Raw genomic sequence first — 10,130 nt, forward strand, 5'->3', positions numbered from 1 at the left:
ATCTACGCCACCTACGGCCTGCTGTGGGTCCTGGCCCTGGAGGGCTCCGCGGTGGCCCTGACCGGCACGGCCTGGCGGCCGACCGGGGCCACCTGGGTGCGGGTCCTCAGCGTCGTCCTCGCGCTGCTGTTCCTGCGGATGCTCGATGAGCAGAAGGACCTCGCCTACGACCGTGTGCACCATCCGGACCGGCCCCTGGTCACCGGTGCGATCACCGTCGCCGAGCTGCGCGGCGCCATGGCCGCCCTCACCGCGGTGGTGGCCGGCCTGAACGCGGCGCTGTCCGCCACCGCCGTCCTGCTGATCCTGGCAGCCCTCGGCTACGGAGTGTTCCTCGCCGTCCTGGAACGCCTCTCCGCGGCGGTGCGCGACCGGCACCTGCTCAACCTCGCGGTCACCTACCCGGTGCAGGTGCTGCTCGGCGTCTATGTGTACGGTTCGCTGGCCGCCGCCGGGACCGTCACCGCCGACCGGCGTGGAGCGCTGCTGCTCGGCCTGTGCGCGTGTGTCTTCCTGCATTTCGAGTTCGCGCGCAAGACCGCGTGGGAGGCGGAGCCGGGCACCCATCTGTACTCGGCCGACCTCGGCCCCCGGGGCAGCGCCGCCGTCACCGCCGCTCTCGCGGCCGGGGCGGTCGTCTGCCAGGTCGTCCTGTTCGCGCCGGACGGCGCCGTCGGGCTGCTCCCGTGCCTGACGGCGGTCCTGCCGGCCTGGGGCGCCCGGCGGTTCCTGGCCGCGCGCCGCGGCGGCTGGCCCCTGCTCACCGCGACGGGGTTCGTCGTGACGACATACCTCGCCCTGGCCCTCCGGGCGGTGCTGCTGCCGTGACCACTCCACCTTCCCTGTCGGGCGAGGAGTTGCTGACCACGACCCGTTCCGTCCGGCGCGGCCTGGACCTGGAGCGCCCCGTGGACCCGGAACTGGTCAAGGACTGCCTGCGTATCGCCCTGCAGGCCCCCAACGGCAACAACCGCCAGAGGTGGCACTGGCTGCTGCTCACCGATCCGCGGATCCGCGCCGGCGTCGCCGAGGTGTACCGGGCCGCCTTCCACGACCGCAACGGCGCCGCACTGCGGCGGCTGGACGAGCAGCCCGAGGGAACCCGCTCCGTGCTCACCGGCGCCCGGCTGCTGGCCGAGCGGCTGCACCGGGTGCCCGTCCTGGTCGTCCCCTGCCTCGAACTGCCCGACGGCCGGCTGCCGGAGGGCAATCAGGCCGGTGTCTGGGGATCGCTGCTGCCGGCGGCCTGGAGCTATGCGCTGGCCGCCCGCAGCCGGGGCCTGGTCACCGCCTGGACCGCCGTCCATCTGGACCGCGAGCGGGAGGTCGCCGACCTGCTGGGCCTGCCGCCCACCGTCCGCCAGGGCGCCCTGCTGCCGACGGCGTATCCCCTGCGCACCGCGTTCCGGCCGGGGCCGCGGCGGCCGCTCGAGGAGGTCCTGCACCAGGACGGCTGGTAGGGCGGCTGGAAGGGCGGCGACCGCACCTGACGCGGCTGCCGGGGCGCGAGTCGAGCGGAACGCCGAAAGGGTCCGGGGCCCTCCGCCGCCGTGCTGCGGCAAAGGGCCCCGGACGTCGTCCGTCGGCGTCGGCTCAGCCTTCGTTCCACTTGAAGAACCGGAGCGTCAGCGCGGTCACCACGGCGGCGAAGGCCAGCATGCCGCCCATCGTGGGCAGGACGTCCAGCACACCGCCGCCCCGGCTCAGCACCGACTCCCCGCCCTCCACGAGGTAGTGCAACGGCATCACGTACGAGATCGCCCTGACCCACTCCGGGGCGCTGTCCAGCGAGAAGAACGACCCCGACAGCAGCGACATAGGCAGCACCAGCAGCTGGGCCAGGCCGCCCGCGGACTCCTCGGTGTTGGTGACCGAGCCGATGAGCAGGCCCAGCGACATCAGGGCCAGCGTCCCGCACACCACGAGCGGCACCACCAGCCACCAGTTCCCGGTGAGCCTGAGACCGAAGTACGGCAGGGTCGCCACCGCCAGGAACAGGGCCGTCTGGGTCAACGCCATCAGCATCGTCATGGAGATACGGGCGGCCACCACCTCCCAGGGGCGGATGGGCGACAGCTGCATCCGCTGGAGGATCTTCTTGCGGCGCAGCGTCACCAGCGTCAGGGCGGTGCTGAACACCGCGCTGGTGGCGATGGCGAAGCCCAGCAGACCGGGGGTCAGGTACTGGATGGGCTTGACCGACTCGTCCTCGACCTGACTGGCCTTCAGCGTGTACTTGGCGGGCATGCCGGTGGCGGCCAGGTTGGCCTGCTCCAGCACCGCGTTCAGCGTCGCGCGGGCCGAAGCCCCCTTGACCGAGTCGGAGACGCTGTAGCGCAGCACGACGGTGTCCCCGTCCTGCTCGACCACCGCGTCGTAGTCACCCTCGCGCACCTTCTCCAGCGCCGCCGACTCGCTCTTCACCCGGGTGATCGTGGCGGCCTTGGAGAGCTGGTCCCGCTGTGCCCCGGTGAGCGAGTCGAGCACCTGCACCTCGCCGACCTGGGCCACCTTGATGTGCGAGGTCCCGCCGCTCTTGAACAGCGAGCCGAACAACATCAGGAACAGGATGGGGAAGACCATCAGGAAGAAGATCGTGCCCTTGTCCCGCAGGACGCTGAGGATCATCGCCCGGGCCAGCTCGCGGATCGGGTTCAGCCGCCTGTCCTTGACGGGGCCCCTGCGGCCGGGACCGGCCTTGCCCGCCGGCTTCTCCCGGTCCGCCGCAGCCGTCCCGGCCGTTTCGGCGGACGTCTCGTCGATGCTCACGCGCGGTACTCCCGTCCGGTCAGCTGGAGGAAGACGTCCTCCAGGGTGGCGCCGCGTACCTCCAGGCTGCGCAGCGCCCTCCGGTCGGCCAGGACCGACAGCACCGGGCCGGGGGAGTGGGTGGCGATCGACAGCGTGATCCCGTCGTCCTCCACCACGGCGTTCTCCACCCCGGCCGCTGCCAGCAGGCCGCGCAGGGTCTCCGCCTTGACCAGACCCGACTCCACGCTCACCCGCACCATGTCGTCGAGTTCGCGGACCAGGGCCGCCGGCGCACCCGTCTTGAGCACCCTGCCCTTCTCCATCACCGACACCCGGTCGCAGAGCATCTCGGCCTCGTCCAGGTAGTGCGTGGTGAGGACCAGGGTGCGGCCCTCCGCGTTGACGTCGCGCAGCAGGTCCCAGAGATTGCGGCGGGCCTGCGGGTCCAGACCGGCCGTGGGCTCGTCCAGGAAGACGATCTCCGGGTCGTGCACCAGACCGCAGGCGATCGACAGGCGCTGCGCCTGCCCGCCGGAGAGCTTGTCGGCCGGCACCTCGCCGAACTCGGTGAGGCCGACCCGCTCCAGCATCGCGTCCGCCTGCCGGACTCCGACCCGGTAGAAGGACGCGAACAGACAGATCGTCTCGCGCGTGGTGAGCTTGTCGAAGAACGACGACGCCTGGAACTGCACGCCGATCCGTTTCAGCAGCCTGGGATTGCGCGGCCACGGGCTTTCGCCGAACAGCTCGATCCGGCCCTCGTCGGGCTCGCGGACGCCCTCCAGAATCTCCAGAGTGGTCGTCTTGCCCGCGCCGTTGGGACCCAGAATGCCGTAGAACTCGCCCGCCTCGATGTGCAGCGAGACTCCGTCGACGGCCTGGATGTCCCCGTACCGCTTGCGGACGCCGTCCGCGACGATCGCCGCCGTCACGACGCGCACGCCCTGACCGTGCGGGGCCGCGACCCGGCCCCGCCGTACATGAACTGAAGGTCCATCACTCGACTGTCGTCTCTCCGTGATCGGTTGAGGGATCGGGGCCGGGCCGTGGGAGTGACAGGGCGCTGAGAACGCGTCCACCGCAGGGCGGCCGGGAAGGGGCCGGACCGCGACGGGGCGGGAGGCCCCTGCGCGGTCCGGAGACCCCACACCAGCACAGCCGCGACAGCCACGGCCACCAAGAGCGCCGAAGACTAGGGAATCGCCCCTACTCCCGGCCCCGGAAACGGGAACACGCCGTTCCGGCGTCGGTCGCCGACCGTAGGTTCGAGGCGCAAGCCCGCGCCGTGCTCCCACCGCGAACCCGACAGGAACGAGGAAGCGACGATGCCCCCCACAGCCCGGGACGAGGACACCCACCGCGACGGCGGGTACCGACCTCCCGGGGCCACCGCCCGTACCCGCGCTCCCGCCGCACCGCCGACCGCCCCGCTCCCACCCCTGGCCCTGCTGCCGGTGTGCGCCGTCGCCTGCGTCACCGCGGCCCTGCTGCTGCTCACCGCCGACCGCTTCGGCTACTTCAGCGACGAGCTGTACTTCCTCGCCGCCGGCCGCAGCCCCGCCTGGGGATACGCCGACCAGCCGCCGTTGCTGCCCCTGCTGACCCACGCCCTCGACACCGCGGCGCCCGGCTCGCTGGTGATGCTGCGCGCGCCGGCCGCGGCCCTCACCGCACTCGGGGTGCTGACCGCCGCCCTGACCGCCCGCGAGCTGGGCGGCAGACGGGCCGCCCAGCTCGCCACCGCCGGTGCGTACGCCGTCTCGCCGGTCATGCTCCAGATGGGCCATCTGCTCATCACCGCGACCCTGGACATCTTCCTGACGACGGTCGGCGTCTGGCTGCTGGTGCGCTGGGTCCGCACCCGGCGCGACCGGCTGCTGCCCCTGCTCGGCCTGACCGCCGCCGTCTCCCTCCAGGTCAAGTTCCTCAGCGTCGGCTTCTGGGCCGTGCTGCTCGTGGCCCTGCTCCTCGTCGGTCCCCGGGAGCTGCTGCGCCGCCCGCTGCTGTGGGCCTCCGCGGCGGGAGTCCTGCTCACCGCGGTGCCCGGCCTGCTGTGGCAGGCCCGCGCCGGCTGGCCCCAACTGGCCATGACCGGGGTCATCGCCCAGGAGGTCGCCGCCGAGGAGGGCGGCCGGGCCATGTTCCTGCCCACCGTCCTCTCGGCCGCCGGACTGGCCGGTGCCCTTCTCCTGTGCTGCGGGCTGGCATGGCTGCTGATCGCCCGCCGGGCGCGCCCCTACCGCTTCCTCGGGCTCACCTTCGCCGGACTGTGCGCCTCCTACCTCGTCGTCCACGGACGGCCCTACTACGTCGCCGGGCTGTTCGCCGTACTGTGGGCGGCGGGCGCCACGGGACTGCAGCACCTGCGCGCCACCCGCCCGCGCAGCTGGTCCACGGCCGTGGTCTACCTGGTGTCGGCGGCCCTGGCGGTCCAGGTGCTGCCGGTCTACCCGGTGCAGCGGCTCACCCGCTCATCCGCCGACCGGCTGGCGATGGAGAGCGTCGGCTGGCCCGACCTGGCCGCCTCGGTGGCGCGCGTCTACCGCGGCCTGCCCGCCGACCGACGCCGCCGGGCCCTGCTGGTCACCGACCGGTACGACCAGGCCGGCGCCCTCGACCGGTTCGGCCCGGGGCTCGGACTCCCACGGCCCTACAGCGGCCACCGCGGCTACTGGTACCTGCGCCGCCCGGCCGACGACACCGCGACCGTGGTCTTCGTGGGCGCGGACGCCCCCTATCTGCGGCGGTTCTTCACCAGCGTACGCAGGCGCGGCACGGTCACCAACGCCGACCGGGTGCACAACCTCAACTGGGGCACCCCCGTCTGGGTGTGCGAGGGACTGCGCCGGCCCTGGCGCACGACCTGGCCCGGCATGTCCCACCTGAGCGCCTACGCGGCCTCACCGTAGCCCGTCCGGCCGCCGCGCGCCGGAGCGGAAAAACCGCGGGCCGCCCCTTTCCCGGGACGGCCCGCGGTGCGTGTCCGGGGTTCGCTCACCCCCAGGTCACGGGCAGCGCGTACACGCCGTAGTGCATCGCCTTGTCCCGCAGCGGGACCTCCTGCGGCTCGACCGCCAGCCGGAGGTCCGGGAAGCGGTCGAAGAGCTTCTGGAAGCCGATGCGCAGGGTCGCCCGGGCCAGATGCTGCCCCAGGCACTGATGGATGCCGAAGCCGAACGCCAGGTGGCGACGGGACGGACGGGTGACGTCGAAGACCTCCGGGTTCTCGAACTGCTCCGGGTCCCGGTTGGCGGCGGGCAGGGACAGCACCACGGTCTGCCCGGCCTCGATGGTCTTCCCGCCGACCTCCACATCCTCCAGCGCCACCCGGCTCGCGCCCATGTGGGAGATCGTCAGATAGCGCAGCAGCTCCTCCACCGCCCGCTCCATCAGCTCGGGCTGCTCGCGGACCTTCTCCAGCTGCTCCGGATGCTCCAGCAGGGCGAACGTGCCGAGGCCCAGCATGTTCGGCGTGGTGTCCAGGGCGCCGCCGATGGTGATCCAGGCGATGTTCGCCAGTTCCTCCTCGGTCAGCTCACCGGTCTTGACCAGCTTGCCGAGCAGCTTGTCGTTCGGTTCGGCGAACAGGTCCTTGACGATCCGGGCCAGCGTCTGGTCCAGCGCCGTGTTGTGCTCGATGAACTCCTCGAGCGTGTAGTCGATCCGCATGATCGCCGAGAAGTGCTTGTCGAGCTCGGCGATGTCCTCCTCCGGCACACCCATCACCGAGTGCACCGACCGGTACACGACCTTCTGCACGAACGCCGGCAGCAGGTCCACCGGCGGTTCGAGGCCGGCCATCTCCTCGAGCACGTCGTCGATGATCCCGGCCAGCGTCGGCTCGTACTCCTGGATCTTGCGGACCGTGAAGAAGCCGGTCAGCAGCCGCCGGTAGTGCGTGTGGTCCGGAGCGTCCATCCGGACGAAGGACCCCGGTCCCGACGGCTGCGGGTCGTAGCTCTCCACCTCGAACGGCGGTGACGCCACCAGCGCCAGCAGCTCCGCGCGGTGGCTGAACCGGGGGTCGGTCATGATGGCCCGCACATGGTCGTGCCGGGTGACCAGCCAGCCGTCGTCGCGGCCCGGCGCGATGTCGAACCTGACCGGGCTGATCGGTTCCTCCTCGCGCAGCCGGCGGTACTCCGGATCGGGGTCGAAGGGGCAGGCGCGATGGGTCGGTATCACTGGTGGTTTCGGCTCGTAGGCCATGAGTCCTCCGTCTGGTGGGTTCCGTCCGCCCGGATGCGCCGCTCAGGCACGGCGGACCGTGAGAGGCAGCCGCCGAAGACCGAAGACGTTGACACGGTTGTCGAAGTAGGACAGCGGTGCGTCGCGGTCGACCCGGATGTCGACGTAGCGGTCGAGCATCAGATTGAGCGCGATCTGTCCCTCCATACGGGCCAGCGGCGCGCCCAGGCAGTAGTGGATGCCGTGCCCGAAGGCGAGCTGCTTGGCGTTGGACCGGCCGGGCAGGAAGCGGTCCGGCTCGGGGAAGATCCGCTCGTCGCGGTTGGCGGACAGCAGCCAGAGGTACACCATCGCGTTCTCCGGCACCTTCTCCCCGGCGATCTCCACGGGAGCCGTGGGCACCCGCTCGATCTTCAGGAACGGCGGCCGGCAGCGCAGCACCTCTTCGGTGAACGGCGCGATCCTCGCGCGGTCGGCCCGCAACTCGGCGAGCAGACCCTCTTCCAGATCCAGTGTCAGCAGCATGTTGCCGAGCAGCACGGCGGTGGTGACATGGCCGGCGAGCAGCAGCAGCGCGGCGAAGCTCACCACGTCGTCGTCGTTCAGGCTCTCCCCGTCGACCTCGGCGCGGACCAGCAGGCTCATCAGGTCGTCGTGCTCGCGGGCCCGCCGCTCGGCGACGTGCCGGCGCAGATAGGCGTCCAGCTCCTGCACGGTCGTGCCCATGACCTCGGCGCCCTCGGGCGTCTCCCAGTCCACGGTCAGCAGGTTGTCGGCCCACACCTGGAACAGGGGGCGGTCGGACGGCGGGACACCGAGCAGGGAGGAGATCACGATGACTGGCAGCGGGTTGGCGAACGCCTCGATCAGGTCGAAGCGCTCGCCGCCGCCCAGGCCGTCGAGCAACTCGGTGGCCACCTCGGTGATGCGCGGGGTCAGCTCATTGATCATCTTCGCGGTGAAGACCTTGCTCACCAGCCGCCGCAGCTTGCCGTGCCGGGGCGGGTCCAGCAACAGCAGCGTGCCGCCCGGCGGTTGTCGCTCGCCGCCCGACAGCCGGGTCACCGTGTCCGAGGAGAAGGCCGCGGGATCGGCGGTGATCCGCTGGACGTCCTCGTGGCGGAAGACGTGGTAGCGGCCCGCCGGATCACGCCACACCGGCTGCTCGTCGCGCATCCGCCGCAGCCAGGCCAGCAGGGTCGCACCACCGTCGAGACCGACCTCGGGCGGCACGGCCACCTCGGGGCCGGCAGGAGCGGGCACGGCTGTCATCGGGAACCCCTCTCGTAGGGCGGGCCGCACGGGAGGCGGGCCGGGAGCGGCCTCAGCGCAGCACGCCGGGCGGAGCGAAGGCCAGAAGAGCCGCGCAACTCTAGGGATTTGCCGGTGCCACCGGTGCCGCCGGTGCCGGACGCGGGCCCGGACGCGGGCCGGACCGGTGGCGTGGGCAACTAGGGGATTTTTCAGAGTCGGAGGTCAAGCGGCCGTGGACCGCCCGGTCGCCCCCAGACTGGGCGGCGTTCGAGGTGTTCGAGGAGCCATGCCGTGAGCGTGGGTGTCCGAGCCTGAGGAGATTCCGGTGTTGTCTACCGTTCCGAGCGCAGCGGGCCTGCCACCGCTCCCCGCCGTGGTGCGCGACCGGGGTCTGGGGGCCGAGCTGTGAGCGAAGACCGCCTGCGGGACTACCTGAAGCGGGTCACCGCCGACCTGCACCGCACCACCGGCCGCCTGCGCGAGCTGGAGACCAGGGACCGCGAGCCCATCGCCATCGTCTCCATGGCCTGCCGCTACCCGGGCGACGTACGCACCCCCGAGGACCTGTGGCGCCTGGTCGCCGACGGCACCGACGCCATCACGCCCTTCCCGGAGGACCGCGGCTGGGACGTGGCGTCCCTCTACCACCCCGACCCCGAGCACCCGGGCACCTGCTCCACCCGCGAGGGCGGCTTCCTGCACGACGCCGCGGACTTCGACCCCGAGTTCTTCGGCATGTCGCCGCGCGAGGCCCTCGGCACCGACCCGCAGCAGCGGCTTCTGCTGCAGATCTCCTGGGAGGCCCTGGAGCGGGCCGGACTCGACCCCGGCACCCTGCGCGGCAGCCCCACCGGCGTCTTCGTCGGTGTCATGTACAACGACTACGGCTCCCGTTTCGACGTTCCCCCGCCCGGCCTCGAGGGCTTCCTCGGCAACGGCAGTGCCGGCAGCATCGCCTCCGGGCGCGTCGCCTACACCCTGGGCCTGGAGGGTCCCGCCGTCACGGTGGACACCGCCTGCTCCTCCTCCCTGGTCGCGCTGCACCTGGCCTGCCGGGCGCTACGGGCGGGGGAGTGCTCCCTGGCCCTGGCGGGCGGTGTGGCCGTGATGTCCACGCCGGTCACCTTCACCGAGTTCAGCCGCCAGCGCGGACTCTCCCCCGACGGCCGCTGCAAGTCCTTCGCGGACGCGGCGGACGGTACCGGCTGGGGCGAGGGCGCGGGGCTTCTGCTGCTGGAGCGGCTGTCGGACGCGCGGCGCAACGGTCACCGGGTGCTGGCCGTGATCCGGGGCAGCGCGGTCAACCAGGACGGCGCCAGCAGCGGTCTGACCGCCCCCAACGGGCCCTCGCAGCAGCGGGTGATCCGGGCGGCCCTGGCGAGCGCGGGGCTGTCGGCGGCGGACGTGGACGCGGTCGAGGCCCACGGTACGGGAACCAGGCTGGGCGATCCCATCGAGGCACAGGCCCTGCTCGCCACCTACGGACGCGACCGGGAACGACCGCTCTGGCTCGGCTCGTTGAAGTCGAACATCGGGCACACCCAGGCCGCCGCCGGTGTCGGCGGCGTGATCAAGATGGTCATGGCCATGCGGCACGGGCTGCTCCCGCGCACGCTCCATGTCGACGCCCCCTCCCGCCACGTCGACTGGTCGGCGGGCCGGGTGAGCCTTCTGGCCGCGGCTCAGCAGTGGCCGCGGACCGAGGACGGTCAGCCGCGCCGTGCGGGCGTCTCCGCCTTCGGCGTGAGCGGCACCAACGCGCATGTGGTGTTGGAGGAGGCGGAGGCGTCGGAGGCGGTGGAGGAGTCCGCTGGGTCCGGGGCTGGGTCCGGGGCTGGGTCCGGGGCCGGTGACGGCGGGGTGGTGCTGTGGCCGGTGTCGGCGCGTGGGGAGGGGGCGCTGCGGGCGCAGGCGGCGAGGCTGCTGGGTGCGGTGGT

The 10,130-nt window shown here is 72.3% G+C and carries 8 protein-coding genes; 4 read left to right on the forward strand and 4 right to left on the reverse strand.

Annotation, left to right across the window (positions count from 1 at the left end):
* Together AQJ64_RS43920 and AQJ64_RS43925 are read left to right on the forward strand one after the other, a co-directional pair.
* Positions 1-828: UbiA prenyltransferase family protein (locus AQJ64_RS43920; protein WP_059203542.1), on the forward strand; the 828-nt coding region annotated here is incomplete at its 5' end.
* Positions 825-1,460 (forward strand): nitroreductase family protein, encoded by a 636-nt coding sequence (locus AQJ64_RS43925; RefSeq protein WP_206189690.1) that lies wholly within the window; start codon positions 825-827, stop codon positions 1,458-1,460. The genes AQJ64_RS43920 and AQJ64_RS43925, both read left to right, overlap by 4 nt.
* A gap of 133 nt (positions 1,461-1,593) precedes the next feature.
* Here AQJ64_RS43925 and AQJ64_RS43930 read toward each other — a convergent pair whose 3' ends face one another.
* Positions 1,594-2,769 carry an ABC transporter permease gene (locus tag AQJ64_RS43930; RefSeq protein ID WP_240512602.1) on the reverse strand — a complete coding sequence of 392 codons (1,176 nt, stop codon included), beginning with the start codon at positions 2,767-2,769 and terminating at the stop codon, positions 1,594-1,596.
* Positions 2,766-3,692 carry an ABC transporter ATP-binding protein gene (locus tag AQJ64_RS43935; RefSeq protein WP_055633850.1) on the reverse strand — a complete coding sequence of 309 codons (927 nt, stop codon included), beginning with the start codon at positions 3,690-3,692 and terminating at the stop codon, positions 2,766-2,768. Before AQJ64_RS43935 ends, AQJ64_RS43930 begins: the two co-directional genes overlap by 4 nt.
* 384 nt (positions 3,693-4,076) lie before the next feature.
* On the opposite strand from AQJ64_RS43935, the gene AQJ64_RS43940 reads away from it, so the two are divergent.
* Positions 4,077-5,660 carry an ArnT family glycosyltransferase gene (locus AQJ64_RS43940; protein WP_055633849.1) on the forward strand — a complete coding sequence of 528 codons (1,584 nt, stop codon included), beginning with the start codon at positions 4,077-4,079 and terminating at the stop codon, positions 5,658-5,660.
* A gap of 85 nt (positions 5,661-5,745) precedes the next feature.
* Here the strand turns inward: AQJ64_RS43940 and AQJ64_RS43945 are convergent, their stop codons facing one another.
* Both AQJ64_RS43945 and AQJ64_RS43950 read right to left on the reverse strand, forming a co-directional pair.
* Entirely contained in the window at positions 5,746-6,960 is a 1,215-nt protein-coding gene (locus AQJ64_RS43945; protein WP_055633848.1) for a cytochrome P450, read from the reverse strand.
* Positions 6,961-7,002: 42 nt separating this feature from the next.
* Positions 7,003-8,211, reverse strand: a complete 1,209-nt coding sequence (locus tag AQJ64_RS43950) for a cytochrome P450 (protein WP_055633847.1) — start codon at positions 8,209-8,211, stop codon at positions 7,003-7,005.
* Positions 8,212-8,598: 387 nt separating this feature from the next.
* On the opposite strand from AQJ64_RS43950, the gene AQJ64_RS43955 reads away from it, so the two are divergent.
* On the forward strand, positions 8,599-10,130 hold a 1,532-nt coding region (locus AQJ64_RS43955; RefSeq protein WP_211286538.1), incomplete at its 3' end, for a type I polyketide synthase.

The sequence above is a fragment of the Streptomyces griseoruber genome (assembly GCF_001514205.1).
Classification (GTDB): domain Bacteria; phylum Actinomycetota; class Actinomycetes; order Streptomycetales; family Streptomycetaceae; genus Streptomyces; species Streptomyces griseoruber.